The organism is Pseudomonas sp. KBN12P06040, from assembly GCF_037574965.1.
In the GTDB taxonomy this organism is placed as follows: Bacteria; Pseudomonadota; Gammaproteobacteria; order Pseudomonadales; family Pseudomonadaceae; genus Pseudomonas; species Pseudomonas aeruginosa.
The window spans coordinates 802217-817788 of the sequence record NZ_JBBELS010000001.1 but is presented as its reverse complement, the minus strand read 5'-3'; the positions used below and the strand labels follow the sequence as shown (position 1 = coordinate 817788).

Annotated in this window: 6 protein-coding genes; all 6 read right to left on the bottom strand. The window is 72.1% G+C overall.

Annotated elements, in window-relative coordinates:
- Positions 1 to 75: 75 nt before the first annotated feature.
- The 6 genes from pchI to pchR all read right to left on the bottom strand — a co-directional run bounded on the left by pchI (position 76) and on the right by pchR (position 15378).
- Complete coding sequence (pchI, locus tag VQ067_RS03880; protein WP_023095168.1) at positions 76 to 1800, bottom strand: ABC transporter ATP-binding protein PchI; 1725 nt, start codon at positions 1798 to 1800, stop codon at positions 76 to 78.
- Positions 1797 to 3509 carry an ABC transporter ATP-binding protein PchH gene (gene pchH, locus VQ067_RS03875; RefSeq protein ID WP_033991354.1) on the bottom strand — a complete coding sequence of 571 codons (1713 nt, stop codon included), beginning with the start codon at positions 3507 to 3509 and terminating at the stop codon, positions 1797 to 1799. The genes pchI and pchH overlap by 4 nt, the downstream gene beginning before the upstream one ends.
- Positions 3506 to 4555, bottom strand: a complete 1050-nt coding sequence (pchG, locus tag VQ067_RS03870) for a pyochelin biosynthesis thiazoline reductase PchG (protein ID WP_003129320.1) — start codon at positions 4553 to 4555, stop codon at positions 3506 to 3508. The genes pchH and pchG overlap by 4 nt, the downstream gene beginning before the upstream one ends.
- The gene (pchF, locus tag VQ067_RS03865; RefSeq protein ID WP_033991353.1) at positions 4552 to 9981 is read right to left on the bottom strand and encodes a pyochelin non-ribosomal peptide synthetase PchF; all 5430 of its coding nucleotides are present in this window, start codon (positions 9979 to 9981) and stop codon (positions 4552 to 4554) included. The genes pchG and pchF overlap by 4 nt, the downstream gene beginning before the upstream one ends.
- Entirely contained in the window at positions 9978 to 14294 is a 4317-nt protein-coding gene (gene pchE / locus VQ067_RS03860; RefSeq protein WP_033991351.1) for a pyochelin non-ribosomal peptide synthetase PchE, read from the bottom strand. Before pchE ends, pchF begins: the two co-directional genes overlap by 4 nt.
- Positions 14295 to 14487: 193 nt before the next feature.
- Positions 14488 to 15378 (bottom strand): pyochelin biosynthesis transcriptional regulator PchR, encoded by an 891-nt coding sequence (pchR, locus tag VQ067_RS03855; protein WP_003110567.1) that lies wholly within the window; start codon positions 15376 to 15378, stop codon positions 14488 to 14490.
- Between the last annotated feature and the right edge of the window lie 194 nt (positions 15379 to 15572).

Here is a 15572-nt window from a genome sequence, read left to right as displayed (position 1 = left end):
GGGGATATACGATTTGATAATGCTTATCATTATGAAGAAATCATCTCCGGGGCTTTTTCGATTGCCGGTCTTTCTTTATCGATCCACGGCCGTCGCGGAACTTTCCTCGCCCGCCAGCCCGACGAAGCCGGCATACCAGTCGTCCCGGACGAGCAGATCGGCGTGACGTCCACTCAGGCGCAGCCGCCCCTTCTCCAGCAGCAGTACCTGGTCGGCCTGACGCGCCAGCGCCGGGCGGTGGGTCACTACCAGCAGGGTGCGCCGGCCGCGCAACCCGAGCAGGCTGCGCAGCACCTGCGCCTCGCTGGCGGCATCGAGGCTGGCGGTGGGCTCGTCGAGCAGCAGCAACGGCGCTGCCGAGAGCAGCCCGCGAGCCAGGCACAGGCGTTGCCGCTGGCCGCCGGACAGCAGCGCGCCGCCGGGGCCGACATCGCTGTCCCAGCCCTGCGGCCAGGCCTCGATCTCTTCCAGCAGGCCAACCGCCCGCGCCGCCTCGCGCAGCGCTTCGAGATCGGCGTCCGCTCGCGCCATGCGCAGGTTCCAGGCAACGCTGCCGCGGAACAGGCCGTTGTCCTGGAACACCAGGTTGCGACTGGCGGCGAGGGTCGTTTCGCTCAACCGGCGGATATCCACGCCACCCAGCAGGACACGCCCGGCATCGACGTCGTAGAGCCGCCCGAGCAGCGCCAGCAGGCTGCTCTTGCCGGCCCCGGAGGGTCCGACGAGGACGTTCAGCGAACCCGGCTCCAGCCTCAGGGAAATGTCCTCGAGCAAGGCGCGGCCATCTTCCAGACGCAATTCCACGGCCTCGGCCGCCAGGCTGGCGTCGTGCGGCCGCTCGCCCGGCTCGGGACTGCGCAGCGGAGCCAGGGCGAAAACCCGCAGCAGGGTATCCAGCGCCTGCCAGGCGCCGCGCAACGCCTGGTCGAGATGGGTGAGCTGGGCCAGCGGCTCGATGAAGCGCACCAGCAGCACCAGCACGGCCACCAGCCGAGCGCCGTCCAGCCATTGCCGCTCCACCGCCCAGGCGCCGCCGAGCAGGGCGAAGGCGAACGCCGCCTGCACCGCCAGGGCGAAGCCGAGGCCGCTGGGCAGGCTGCGCCGCAACAGATCCAGGGTGCTGCGGTGGAGACTGCGCAAGGCCTCTTCCAGCCCCTGGCGGGCGACGCTTTCGCGCTGCGCCGCGCGCAGCAGCGGCTGGCGTTCGGCGAACGCCTGCAACTGCCGTGCGGCGTCGCGCTCGGCGGCCAGCCGGGCATCCTCCGCCGCCAGATTGCGCCGCCCGCTCCAGCGCAACAGCGCGGCGAGGACGGCACCGGCGACGAGCAGGCCGAGGGCGATGGACGGGTCGATCAGGAACAGCCCGAGGATCACCCCGAGCGGCGTCACCATCGCGGCGATCAGCGGCCCCAGCAGGTGCGCCGGAATGCCCATCGCCTGCATCACCGGGCCGCGCAGCAGGCCTTCGGCCGGCGCGACCCGGCGCAGCGCCGGCGGCGCCAGGCGCGGCAAGCGCGCCACCAGGCTGCGCACCAGTCCAGCCGCCAGCGAGCCGCCGGCGGCGAAACCGCGACGCAGGGCCAGGTACTGCAACAGCGCCTGCGCCAGGCTCAAGCCGAGCAACGCGGCGACCCAGCGCCAGGGCAACGCGCCTTCGGCGAACCAGGCCTCGACCAACGGCACCAGCAATACGCCGCAAGCGGCGTCCAGCAGCGCCGCCAGGACCGCCCAAGCGCTCGCCCGGCGCAACGCGGCACGGCAGTCTTCGGGCAGCGCACGCATTCGTTCGAACAGGGTCATGCCGCCACCTCCGCGCCGTTCTGTTCACGCCACAAGCGCGCATAGGCGCCGTCCGCCGCCAACAGCGCCGCGTGCTCGCCGCGTTCGACCAGACGGCCAGCGACCAGCACCAGGATCAGGTTGGCATCGCTGACTTCGGCCAGACGATGGGCGACGATCACCCGGGTCCGGCCGCCGCCACGCTCGCGCAGGTTGCGCAGGACCTGCCGGGCGGTCTGCGGATCCAGCGCCGAGGTCGGCTCGTCGAGCAGCAACAGGCGCGCCGGCGATAACAGCGCACGGGCCAGGGCCAGTCGTTGCAGTTCGCCGCCGGACAGTTGCAGGTCGCGTCCCGGCACGCTGTCGTAGCCACGCGGCAGGGCCATGATGCGCTCGTCGAGGCAGGCGTCACGGGCCGCCTGGCGAATCTCCTGGAGATCGGCATCGGGGCGGAACAGGGCGATGTTGTCGGCCAGGGATATCTCCAGCGCCGCCGCCTGCTGGCCGACCAGCGCGATATGCCGATGGCGCACGGCATCGGGCATGTCCTTCAGTGCCAGGCCGCCAACCTCCAGTTCGCCGCGCTGCGCGTCCATGTAGCGCGCCAGCAGGTGCAGCAGGGTGCTCTTGCCGGAGCCCGAGGGGCCGACCAGGGCCACCAGGCTGCCATCCTCCAGCTCCAGATCGATATCGGCCAGGACCTCCACGTCTTCATAGGCATGGCCCAGGCCGTGCAGCGCCACCGCGCCATCGACCGGCTCGCGGGTCGAGCGGCCCTCGGCCAACGGCGCCTGGTCGAATACCTGCTGCAGGCGCTCGGCGGCGGCGCGCGCGCCCAGCAGCGCGTCGCCGCCGTGGCCGAGCGCCTGCACCGGGGCGGCCAGGGCCCGCAGCAGGAGCAGGAAGGCACAGGCCTGGCCGAGCGCCAGCGGCACGCCGAGGGCATCCAGGACCAGCGCGCCGAGCAGGACCCAGGCCAGCAGCCAAGGCGTCGACAACTGCACGTAGACCAGCGCGGCGAGGTGGCCGACCCGCTTCACCCAGGCGCCGAACGCTTCGCCGAAGGCCGCCGCCGACGCCTCGGCGCCCTGTTGTATGCCGGCGCCGGGGTACTGTCGGGCCAGCAGCAGGTTGTGGGCGAATTCGCCATAGTCCGCCGAGAGCCTTTCCAGCGCGGCGTTGCGCCGCAGCACCAGGTCGCGGTAGCGCGCCGAGCGCAGCAGCAGGAAGCCGGCGACGGCCAGCACCAGCGGCAGCAGGCAGAACAGCAGCAGCCAGGGGTGCAGCCAGGCCAGCCAGAGCAACGCGACGAGCGGCACCACCAACAGGTTGCTGAGATCGTTGGGAGCGTGCGCGATCAGTTGGTGCAGGGCCCGCACGTCCTGCTCCACGAGGCGCGCCACGCCGTCCGGGCCCTGGCGACCGAACCAGTCCAGCGGCAGCCGTTGCAGGTGCGCCAGCAGGCGCAGGCGCAGGTCGTTGCAGAGGTCCGCGTCGACCCGGTGGGCCAGGTGCGCGGCCAGCGCCTGGCAGCCCAACCAAGCCAGCACCGCCAGCAGCACCAGGGCCAGCAGGGCCGGCTGCGCCTGGCCGCGCGCCAGCGGCTCGGCGAGCCAGGCGAGAAGCATCCAGGGCAACAGCGAGCAGAGCCCGGCCAGGGCCTGCAACCCCATGGCCGCCGCCAGCCGCCAGCGATAGGTGCGCAGCAGGCGCCACAGCACCGGGGTCACGAGGCTTGCTCCAGCACCTGTTCCAGGCTCGCCGGCGCCAGCGACGCCGGCGGCGCCTCGGGGAAGCCAAGGCGCTCGCCGATCCGCTGCCACAGGGCGGCGACCTCCAGGCTGCGCTGGTTGCGCCGGCGCACCTCGTCGCCGTCGGCGAGCAGCGCCAGCGCCTCGGCCGCCGCCGCCGGCCACAGGCGCTGGTGCACCTGGGCCCAGCTGCACGGTTCGGCATACCAGAGCTGGGCGCTGGGCAGCGGTTCGCCGGCTATCTCGTCGAACAGCGCGAACAGGCCGTCGTCATCCTCTGCCGGTACCGCCACCGCAGGCGTCCACAACAACGGGCCATGGGGGCTGAGCAGGCTCAGCGTGCCGCGATCGGTGGTCAGGCTGACGCGCTGCAACAAGGTCATGCGCCCGTCGTCGGCGGCCGCCAGTTCGTTGAGCACGTGCAGGCTCAACGGCACTTCCGCCAACACCAGGGACAGCCCGCGCATCGCCGACAGGTCGTTCGAGGGCGACTCCAGCGACCAGGGGCCGACGCCCTCCAGCAACGCGGCGAGGATGTCCAGGGTGGCGAAGCCGACCTGCACCCCGCAGGCCGCGTCCAGGTGGCGGATGCCGCGCCGGTGGTGCAACTGGCGGCCCAGTTCGATGAAACGCGCCACCGCCGGCAACTGCGGATAGAAGGTGTTGAGCAGGCAGCGCCGGCCCAGGCGCTCGGCGCTGCGCAGCAGGTCCTGCCATTCGCGCGGCAGCAACGGATGCTCGATCAGCACGTCGATGCCACGCGCCATCAGCGCCTCGGCCAGCGCCGGGCCCTGCTCGCCGCGTGCCGCGCCGCCGACCGCGACGCAGGCCAGGCGGACATCGTCGGGCAACGCCTCGACCTCGCACCAGGTCTCCACCCCGAGGCGCTCGGCCAACGCCCGCGAACGCCGGCTGCCCTGGCCAAGGATCCCGCGCAGGACGAAGCGCGGATCGGCGGCGACGCCGGCGGCATAGAACTGGCCGAACCGGGAACCGGCGACCACCACGGAACGGACGTCGCTCATCGGCTCGCCTCCTCTGGCATGGGTTTCGACAGGGATTGCGCCAGGGCTTCGCCCAGGCAGTCGAAGTGCCCGCCGGGCACCTCGTGGATGCCGCACGCGCCGAGCGCGGCGGCCCGCCATTGGGTCTCCAGGGCCTCGGCGTAGCACGGCACCAATGGGTTGCCGGCGTCCGGCACGAACAGCCGCAGCGCGCCGACGTAGGGCTCCGGCGCCGCGGCCTGGCTGGCACGCACCGAGTGACAGAACAGTCGGTAGAGGGTGTCGCGTTCGACGCTGGCGGCGTCGGCGCTACCGCTGGCCGCCTGTAGCACGCGGCCGCGCAGGGCGACGAGATCGGCCAGGCCCGGTAGCTCCGCCAGCGCCTCGGCGCCCAGGCGCTCCGGTGTCTGCGCGAGCGCCGCCTGCACCGCCTGGCCGAGACGTTCCGGCGCGGGGAAGCCGAGCGCCGCGGTATCCAGTCCGAGGGTCGCGGCGAAGCTGAACAACAGTAGGCGCTCGTCGTCCACCCGGTAGGGAATCCGGTAGCTGGAGACGATATCCAGCTGGCGCACGCGCACCCCGCACTGGACCAGGGACTTGGCGGTCTCCAGGGCGACCAGCCCGCCGGAGCAGTAGCCGAGCAGGTCAACCTCACGCAGCCCGGCGCCATGGAGCGCCTCAGCGTAGCGGCGGCCGAGGCAGGCGTTGAGATGCTCGGCGGGGATCGCCAGGTAGGCGTCGCTGTCATGCACGGCCAGGCCCAGCAACGGCCGCCCCTCACCCAGGGCGCGAAGCAGCGGGCGGTACGGCAGCAGCGTGCCGAGGCCTTCGTGGACCAGCACCCTCGGCACGCCCTCGCCGGGCACCAGGCGCACCAGCGGGTCGAGCGCCACCGCGCCCTCGGCGAGCGGTGCGCGCGACATGCCGGTCTGCGCCGGGGCGACGCCGCGCGCCGCGGCCAGGGCTGGCCCACGGCCCTCTTCCGGCGCGCTGCGCAGGCGTTCGGCCAGGCCGCGCGGCGTCGGCTGGCTGAGCGCCCAGCGTAGCAGGCGATCGAACGGATGCCGGCGGGCGCTTTCCAGTCGTTCGCGCAAACGGGCGATCAACTGGGCGATCAACAGCGAGTCGCCGCCAGCCCCGAAGAAGTCTTGCTCGACGCCCAGCGACGGGTTGTCCAGCACCTCCCGCCAGAGTGCCAGCAGCGCATTCTCCAGTTCGTCGGCCGGTGCCTGCGCGACGCCATGCCGAAGGTCCGCCTGGGGCTGGCGGGCAAAGCCGGTCAGGGCCTTGCGGTCGATCTTGCCGTTGCCGGTGACCGGCAGGCGTTCGAGCACGCGCAACTGCGCCGGGAGCATGTAGCGCGGCACCCGCGCTTCGACGAAGGCCAGCAGCTCGGCCGGCTCCAGGCGGGCGCGGTCGGTCTTGCAGCGAGCCAGCAGGACATCGTAGCCAAGCAGGTCGAGAGCGCTGCCCGGCGGCACCACCCCACAAGCCAGGTCGCCACCCTGTGCCGCCAGCCACTCCAGCCATTGCCCGGTGTGGACGAACAGTTGGCGGCGCTCGTCGCGGAGGTCGCGCGGGTTTTCCATCATCAGGCTCTGGCTGACGCTGATCTCGTTGTGCTCGCGCGTCAGTTCCTGGATCACCAGCCAGGCGTCGGCGCTCAGCAACTCGCGCAGGCCGGCCAGCAGCGCCGGGGTGTCCAGCGCGTTGTTCAAGGCCCCGGAGCTGAGCAGGATATCCACCGAGTGCGGCGCCACGCCCTGGTCGAGAAGATCGCCGTTCATGTCGAAGCGGCCGAAGCGTACCCACGGCTGGTCGGCGAAGCGCTCGCGGGCGGCGGCGAGGAAGTAGCTGGAAACGTCGGTGAACAGGTAGTCCACCTCCGCCCCTCGCTGCACCAGCGGCGCCAACCGGGCGATCACCGCGCGGCTGGCGGCGGCGGTGCCGGCGCCAAGCTCCAGCAGGCGCCAGCGCCGTTGCGGCTGGCGCTCGACGATGGCGGCGATGGCCTCGGCCATCGCCTCGTGCAGCGCCTGGGCATGCAGGCCCTGGCTGTACATGGCCTCGGCGATGCGCGCCGAGCCCTGCGGGAACATCAGCGCCGCCGGGCTGATCCGCCCGGCCAGTTGCTCGCCGAGGGATTGCGCGCTGTCACGCAGGTAGGCGACCAGCTCGGCCGGCCAGAGCGCCGCCGGCGCGCAGCCGGCGAACGCCGTCCAGGCGTCCTCCGGACTCTGCGCGGGACGCTCGGCGCAGCCCAGCCAGCCCTCGCCCTCGGCGCGCAGGTAGCCGCCCTCCTCCAGCTGGCGCAACCAGTGGCGCAGCAGGCGCTGGCGCGCCTCGGCGATACCCAGGCGCTGGCACAGGGTGGCGAAGTCCAGCGGCGTCGCACTGGCGAACAGACCGCTGCCGGCCAGCCAGGCGGCCAACGAGGCGAGGCAGGCACGGTCGAGTGCGGCCACCGCCGCGGCGATGCCCTCCTCGCTGCCCCAGTCGCGGCGCAAGGCCTGGGCCGCCCGCTGGCGCACCGCGTCGAGCGCCGTGCGCGGATCCTCGCCAGCCTCCGCCGGCGCATGCAGGGTGACGAAGCTGGCCAGGCTGCGCTCGTGGGTCTCGCCGAGCACCACGGTGGCCGCCAGGTTGACCTGCGGATGGGCGCACAGCGCGGCGTCCAGCTCGGCCAGTTCGATGCGGTGGCCGCGAATCTTCACCTGGTCGTCCTCGCGACCGAGGAACTCGATGCTGCCGTCGGCCAGGTAGCGGCCGAGGTCGCCGGTGCGATACAGGCGACGGCCATCGGGGTGACGGACGAAGCGTTCGGCGGTGCGCTGCGGATCGCCGGCGTAGCCGAGCGCCAGGCCCACCCCGCCGATATGGATCTCGCCGCGCACGCCCAGCGGGCAGCGCCGCCCGCGGGTATCCAGGACTTCCACGCTCTGCCCACGCAGGGCACGGCCATAAGGGATGCTGGCCAGCTCGGTGTGCTGCGGGCGGATCGGCTGCTCGATCGACCAGATCGCCGCCTCGGTGGCGCCGCCAAGGCTGAACAGCGCGCTGTCCGGCCAGCGCCGCCACCAGCGGGTCGGCAGGCTGACCGGAATCCAGTCACCGGACCAGAGCACGCAGCGCGGTCCCGGCAGGTGGCGTTGCGGCTCGCTCTCCAGGTAATCGATGAGCATCTGGCCCTGGGCCGGCACCGAGTTCCACAGGGTGATGGCGTGGCGTTCCAGCAGTTCCGCCCAATGCGAAGGATCGCTGCCGCGCGCCGGGTCCGGCAGGACCACCTGGGCCCCCATCGCGGTGGCGCCGAAGAAGTCGTAGACCGAGAGGTCGAAGCTCAGCTCGGCGAGGCCGAGGACGCGGTCGTTGGCGTCGACGCCGTAGCGCTGGTTGATGTCGAGCAGCGTGTTGCTCACCGCTGCATGGCTGAGCATCACGCCCTTGGGCGTGCCGGTGGAGCCGGAGGTGTAGATCACGTAGGCGAGGTCGTCCGCCGCCACCTCCGCCGCGGGCGGTGGCGGCCAGGCGCTGTCGGCGGCCAGCCGGTCGATGGCCACGCAGGCGCAGCCGACGTCCGGGACATCGCTTTCCAGGCAGACCAGCGCGACCACTTCGGCGCTGGCGAGGATCGCCTGGCGCCGCAGCGGCGGCTGGCGGATGTCCACCGGCACATAGGCGGCACCGGCCTGGAGGATGCCGATCACCGCGACCAATTGCGCGGCGCTTTTCGGCAGCATCACCGCGACCCGCCGGCCACGGCCCGCGCCGTGCGCTTCCAGGACGCGGCGCAGGGCGCTGGCGTGCTGGGCGACCTGGCGATAGCTGTAGCTGCCGGCGGCATCGTGGATCACCGTGGCGTCGGGGGTCAGCAGGGCACGCTCGGCGAAACCGGCGGCGATGCTCCGGGCACTACCGGGCAACGCCTGCGGCGGCGCCTCGACGGGTTCCGTGGCATCACCGTCGGTCCAGGCGCGCGGGCTCTGCGCCAGGCGCCGGAGCTGCCCGACGAAGTCGTCGAACATGGCTTCCGCCTGGCCCTCGGGGAACAACCCGAGGCGTACGTCCCAGCCGATCTCCAGGCCGCCGAACTGGTCGGTGACCTGGCAGTCCAGCCAGACCTGCGGGGTCTGGCTGATCATGTAGCGTGGCGCGCGCGGCGCCTCGCCATCGCCGAGCAGGCGCTGCACGCTGCCGATGCCACTGGTGAACACCACCGGCATCAGGTCGGCGCCGCGACCGCGCCGGCGCGCCAGTTCGCGCAGCAGGTCGACGCCGCTGAAGGTCGGGTGGTCGAGGTCGTCGAACATCTGCTCGCCGATGCGTCGGGCACGCTCGACGAAACTGTCGCCGTGGCGGCTGTCCACCGCCAGCAGGCTGAGCGCGGTGAAGTCACCGAGCACCTGCGCCAGCTGCGGATGCAGCGGCGGCCGGTTGAGTACCGTCAGGTTGAGACAGAACGCCGGTGCCTGGCTCCAGCGACCGATGGTCTCGGCGAAGGCTGCCAGGGCCACGCCGGCAGCGCTCAGGCCGTGTTCGCCGGCGCGCGCGCCGAGCGCCTGCCAGGCGGCCTCGTCGAGGCGCGCGTGGAAGTGCCGGAAGCGCGTGGACCGGGTGTCCGGCTGCGCCCGCAGCGGCAGGTCGGGACGCCCCGGCAGCGCGTCGAGGCGCGCCAGCCACCAGTCGCGGTCGCGCTGCCAGGCCGGCGACTGGCGTCGACGCTGCTCGACGCCGACATAGTCGCGGAAGGTCGCCTCCAGCGGTTCCGCCGTCCATTGCGGATCGAGATAGCGGCGGCGCCATTCGCCAAGCAGCAATTGCAGGCTGGCGTAGTCGACCAGGGTGAAATCCACCGAGCAGTGCAGCACGCAGGCATCCTGGCCGATACTCAGCTCGGGGCGCAGAACCGGCCACTGGTCGAGCGCCGCGCAGGCGTGGTCGAGGCGTTCGCGGACCCGCTCCAGGTGCGCCTGGAAAGCGGCCTCGTCGAGCCCCGCGCAGGCATGTACGGTCAGCCGCTGCCAGGGCACCTCGGGCAGCACGCGCTGCCAGGCGTTGTCCTCGATCACCGCGCGCAGCATCGGGTGGCGCTCGACCATGGCGTTCCAGGCCGCCTCCAGGCGCGCCGGATCGGTGTCGGCCGGCCAGTCGTACTCGGCGTACAGCTGGCAGGCGTTACCGCCGTAGTCGAAGGCCGCCTGGCGGCCCAGCACGTAGGCGGCCTGCACCGGGGTCAGCGGGAAGCGCTGGTGGGCCAGGTCGGGTTCGGCGCGCCAGCCAGGGCCGCCCTCCAGGTGTTCCAGCAGAGCCTCGCGCTCGGCCCGCAGGCGCTCGGCGAGGCCGGCGTCGAGGGCGCCCTGAGGGGCGCGATAGCGCAGGCGGCCCGCCTCGCTCCAGAGTTCGATGCGCCGGCTGCGGCAGGTTTCCAGCAGTTCGCCGAGGCTCATAGCACGCCCTCTTCCAGTTGGGTTTCCTCGATTTCGACGGTCTGCGCCTGCAAGTGGCGGGCAAGACCGGCCAGGGTCGGCTGGCGATAGAAGTCGGCCATGCCCAGGCGTACGCCGAAACGCTCACGTATGCCGGCCAGCAGGCGGGTCGCCAGCAGGCTGTCGCCGCCGAGGCTGAAGAAGCTCGCCTCGCGACGACGCACCGGGCGTTTGAGGACCGCTTCCCAGCACTCGGCCAGCGCCTGCTCATGGGCTTCCAGCGGCTCCTCCGCCGAGGGCTCGTCACGACACTCGCCGAGTGCGCGGGTCATGCTCTCGGCCAGGCGGCGACGATCGACCTTGCCATTGCCGTTCAACGGCAGGCTTGGCAGGCACCACAGGCGTTCGGGCCGCATCGCCTGGGGCAGGCGTTGCTCCAGACCGGCCTGGAGCGCGGCGGCGTCGAGACCGAGCCCCGGCGCCAGCGCCTCGACCAGGGCGATCCGTTCGCTGCGCCACAGGCAACGCGGCGCCAGTCCCGCAGCGGCGAGATCGGCCAACAGGCCCGGCAGCTCCGCCAGGCGCAGCGGCCGGTCGTCGAGCAAGGCCGCACCGAGCAGCGCCAGTGGCGACTCGCATAGCAGGTCCACCAGCAACAAGCGGCCCTGCGGGCGCAGCAGCGCCGCCGCCAGCGCCAGGCCTTCGCGGCTGGCCTCGTAGGCGTGCAGCGCGGCGAAGCTGATCACCCGGTCGTAGCGACCGAGGTGCTCGGCAGATAGCAGGCCGTCATCCAGCGCCTGCACCGCAATCCGTTCCGGCAAGCGGGTGGCGGCGGCGTCGAGGAGGACGCGGCTGCGTTCGAAGAGGGTCAGTTCCAGCCCCGGGCGCAACAGCGAGGCCATGCCCTGGTCGAGCCAGAGCCCGGCGCGGGTATCCAGCACCGCCACCCGCAGGCGTTCGCCGGCTGCCGGCGTCGGCAGCGCTTCGAGCAGGCGCGCCAGGGCCTCGCGGCCGTCCGGCAGGCGCGCGGCCACCGCCTGCGGCGCCAGCCAGGGATCGAGGAGCAGCGCGGCCGGCGCCTGTTCGCCGGCGAGCAGGCCGCGCAGAGCGTTGCCCATCGCGGTCAGCCCCGCGGCCTGCCAGCCGAGCCGGCGCAACGCCTCGTCGAGCGGCGGCAGCGCGCTGGCGGCGGAGTCCGCTAGCCAGTCCAGCCAGCGCCGGCGCAAACCGTCGTCTAGCTCCAGCGGCGCCTCCAGCAGCGCGCCGAGGATTTCCCGGGTGAGTACCGCCTCGGCCTCTGCCAGGCCGGCGAAGGGCTGTGCGGCCGGTAGTTCCATGGAGCCTTCGGCCCGTGGCGCCAGGCGCGGTACCAGCACCGCGCCGAGGCTCGCCACGCCACCGCCGAGCACCGCCGCGCAGGCGCTCTCCACGCCAGTCTGGGCGCACAGCGCGGCCTCCACCTCGCCCAACTCGATGCGCTGGCCGCGCACTTTCACCTGCTGGTCGACCCGACCGAGGAATTCCAGGGTACCGTCGCCCCAGTAGCGACCGCGATCGCCGGTGCGATACCAGCGGCCCTGGGCATCGTGGACGAAGCGCCGGGCGCTGAGTTCGGGATCGTTGCGATAACCGCGGGCCAGGCTGGCGCCGCCGATCCATAGCTCGCCGACCACCAGGTCCGGCACGTCGCGCCCGTGGGTGTCGACCACCCGGTAGGCCTGTCCCGGCAATGCCCGGCCGTAGGGAATCGAACGCCAGTGCGGCGGCACCGTATCGACGCTCTGCAGGTTCGACCAGATGCCCGCTTCGGTAGCGCCACCCAGCACATGCAGGCGGCAGCCTTCGGCACAACGTGGGCGCAGGCGGCCGGGCAGGTCCAGGGCCACCCAGTCGCCGGACAGCAGCACCGCCCGCAGACTGCGATAGTCGGCCTGGCTCGCCGGCAGGCTGAGGGCCATCTCCAGCAAGGCCGGCGCCGAGTTCCACAGGCTCACCGCATGCCGCTGGATAGCCTCCGCCCAGGCAGCGGCATCGCGCGCCTGTTCCTGGGCCGGCAGGACCAGGCTGGCACCGGCGCCGAGGCCGCCGAACAGGTCGAAGACCGACAGATCGAAGTCCAGCGCGGAGACCGCCAGCAAGCGGTCCGCTGCGTCCACCCGCAGCAGGTCGAGCAGCGCGTCGATGGTATTGATCGCCGCCGCGTGGCTGACCTCGACGCCCTTGGGCACCCCGGTGGAGCCCGAGGTGTAGATCACATAGGCGCTGGCCTGCGGCGCCAGCGGCGCGGGGGCGGCCAGCGCCGGGCCGCGCAGCAGGCGCTGGACATCCAGGCGCGGCGGCAAGGCCTGCGGATCGTCCTCCTCGGTGATCGCCAGGCATACCCCGGCGGCCTCTTCGATCAGGCGCCGCCGTGCGGGCGGCTGGTCGATGTCCAGCGGCACGTAGCAGGCGCCTGCGGCGAGCACACCGAATACCGCCGCGACCTGCTGCGGTCCGCGCGGCAGGCTGACCTCGACCGCGTCGCCGGGGCGCACCCCGGCTTCGCGCAGGCCGCCGGCGATGCGCAGCGCACGCTCGGCCAGTTCGCCGCGGGTGACACGTTGGTCGCGATAGAGCAGCGCGTCAGCATCCGGCGCCTCGGCGGCGCGAAGGAAGAAGTCGCGATGCAGGGTGCGCGCCGTGGCGCATGCCGGCTGGCCGTTGAGCAGGGCCCGGCGCGCCTGCTGCGCCCAGGGCAACGGCAGATCGGCGGGCTGCTCCCAGGCGCTGTCGCAGAGACGCTGGAGCAGCCCCACGTAGGCTTCGAACATGGTTTCCGGCAGACCTTCGGGGAACAGGCCGACGACGCTGTCCCAGGCCAGCAGGATACCGTCGCCCACCCGGTAGAGCTGGTGGTCGAGCCAGACCTGCGGGGTCTGCGAGAGCATGTCGTGGAGATCGCCGAAAGCGTCGCGGAAGGCCGCCGGGACGAAGCCCTCCTCGCCCAGGTTGCTGGCGAACACCACCGGCGCCGAGCGCGGCTGGCCCCGCCGGCGCGCCTCGCGGAGCACCTCCAGGGCGGGGAATGCGGCGTGGTCGATGGCTCCGTGGAGGTTGCGCTGGAAGCTCTTCACCGCCTCGGCGAAGGACACCCCGGCCTGCATCCGGCACTCCAGCAGCAAGAGGGTGGTGAAGTCGGCGATCACTTCGCCGATACGCGGGTCGTCGGCATGCCGATCGAACAACGGCACGTTGAGGAGAAATTCCGCGGTTTCGCTCCAGCGCGCCAGGACCAGCGCGAAGGTGCAGCCGAACACGCTGGACAAGGTCACGCCATGCTGCGCGGCAAGACGCTCCAGGCGCCGGCTCTCGCCGGCGGAAAGCTGGAATGCCAGGCGCCGGGTGCGCGGCTGGCGGATGCTTTCCGGCGCGCAGGCCAACGGCAGGGCCGGCGCGTCCGGCAAGCGCGGCAGGCGTTCCAGCCAGTAGTCGCGGGCCCGCGCCGCGGCCTCGGCGCGTTGCGCCGCACGGCGCGCCAGGTAGTCGGCGAAATGCAGCGCCGGCGGCTCCGCCAGGCGCTCCGGCGCCAGGTAGGCAACGCCCAGTTCGGCCAGCAGCAGGCGCAGGCTTTCGACATCGGCGGCAAGCAGGTCGAGACTCAGCCAGAGGCGATCCTCGCCGCCCGGCATGCGCACCAGCCCGAGCAGGAACACCTGGCCACGCTCCACCGCCAGGCATTCATGGGCGCGCCAGTCGCGCAGCGCCTGCCAGTCGCGCTCGGCCTCGTCCACCTGCAAGGTGCGCCAGTCCTGCAGGTCGAAGCAGGACAGCGGCGGCGTCGGAAGGATCTGCTGGCGACCGTCGAAGAAGCGCGCCCGCAGCATCGGGTGGCGTTGACGCACGCACTCCGCCGCCGCGGCCAGGCGCTGCGGGTCGACATCCCGCGCGCGGAATTCCAGGAAGGCATGGCAGCTGACGTTGCCCAGCACCTCGCCGGCGCCACGTCCCAGCCAGTAGGCCTGCTGCACGGAAGACAGCTCGAACGGCTGGTCGCGATCCTGCGCCGCCGGCAGCGCGACCGTTGCCGGGGCGGACAGCCGGTCCGCGCAGGCCAGCAGGTCGAGCCAGGCCCCCAGGCAGGGGCGCTGCGCCAACTGGGCGAAGTCCAGCGTCGAGCCACGCGCGCGCAGGCGTTCCTGCAGGTACATCAGGCGGATCGAGTCGAGGCCGCAGCCCAGCAGGTCGTCGTCGTCCGCCAGGGCGCGCACGTCGGCAAGCGGTTCACCGAGCAGGTCGGCGAGCTGCTCGGTCAGCCAGTCGCGCAGGGCGGTACGGGAATCGGGGGGCAGATCCATGGGGGCTCCCTAGGGCAAGCATCTGAGGTCGGTTGCCAGTTCCTGGCAACGATTATCAAATGCGACCTTATCTCACTTGACTGGGAGGCCTGGCCGGCAATGCTTTAGACAGCCGGACTGTTTCGTTAGATGCAGCGTCATCCCGCAGCGGCGACACCCCTCCCGTGGCCGGGTCGGGGGTCGTCGCGGAGACTCAGCGGATCTCGCTGGGGGAGATGCCGTAGCGCTTGCGGAAAGCGATGGAGAAATGCGCCGGGCTGTAGCCCACCCGGTAGGCCACCGTGGAGACGTTCGCCTCTTCGTCGCAGAGCATCCGGTGCGCCTCGCGCAGGCGGTATTCCTGCAGGTAGCCGAATACGCTGGCGCCGAACACCTTGCGGAAGCCGGCGGTCAGCTTGCGCGGGTTCATGCCCACGCGGCTGGCCAGCGTGTCCAGCGACGGTGGTTCCTGCAAGGCGCCGACCAGCAGGTCGCGGGCGGCGTGGATGCGCTCGACCTCCGAGCAGGTGATGCGCGGCTCCTCGACGGGGCGCCCCTCGCCGGAAAGGAACTGGGCGCTGAGCGCGGCCAACTCCAGGGCCTTGCCGCCGAGGTAGAGATCGCGGGTCGGACCGAGCATCTGGCAGGTGGCGATCTGCGAGGCCAACGCCTGCATCGCCCGCGGCGCCGGGCAGCTCATGATCCGCGGATCGCCGCCGGGACGGCGTATCAGTTGCTCGGGCAGCCAGCCGAGGCGGCTGTCCAGGGCTTCGACGCCGAGCTGGACGATGGTGTAGCGCAACGGCTTGTCGGTGCCGTAGATCTGCGCCGAGGTGAAGTCGCCGTCGTTGGCGATGGTGCACAGGCTCGGCCCCTCGATGAGGTGCTCGGGCTGGCCGGGGATCCGGCAGCGCAACTGGCCGCTCTGCACGAGGATCAGGCGCAGGCCGCGCTCCAGCGGTTCCTCGAACCAGTCCTCGCTGGCCGAACAGAAGGTTCCGGTCACCAGCTTCATGTTCGGATCGATGTGCGCGATGCCGGGCCGGTTGCCCGGTGCCGGCGCGGCGGCATCGGCCTGTGGCGGAGCAATGATGGTGATGGTCATCAGGTTTTCCTGTAGCCCGGGCGCTGCCGACGCGGCGACGCCTTCCTGGATACGTGGGGGCAGGGGGACTTTTTAGCGGAGATGGACAAAGCGCCCTGCACTCCGCCCCTGCAGCGAATGAAAAAGCCCCGCAATCGAAAGGCGCGGGCTTGCGCGGTCCCTGCCGCCCGCCAATGATAATAAATCTCATTTCC

Bases quoted from the DNA above. Each gene is read 5' to 3' on its own strand.
- pchR (WP_003110567.1), bottom strand. From the start codon at position 15,378: ATGACCATCACCATCATTGCTCCGCCACAGGCCGATGCCGCCGCGCCG.
- pchE (WP_033991351.1), bottom strand. From the start codon at position 14,294: ATGGATCTGCCCCCCGATTCCCGTACCGCCCTGCGCGACTGGCTGACC.
- pchG (WP_003129320.1), bottom strand. From the start codon at position 4,555: ATGAGCGACGTCCGTTCCGTGGTGGTCGCCGGTTCCCGGTTCGGCCAG.
- pchI (WP_023095168.1), bottom strand. From the start codon at position 1,800: ATGACCCTGTTCGAACGAATGCGTGCGCTGCCCGAAGACTGCCGTGCC.
- pchF (WP_033991353.1), bottom strand. From the start codon at position 9,981: ATGAGCCTCGGCGAACTGCTGGAAACCTGCCGCAGCCGGCGCATCGAA.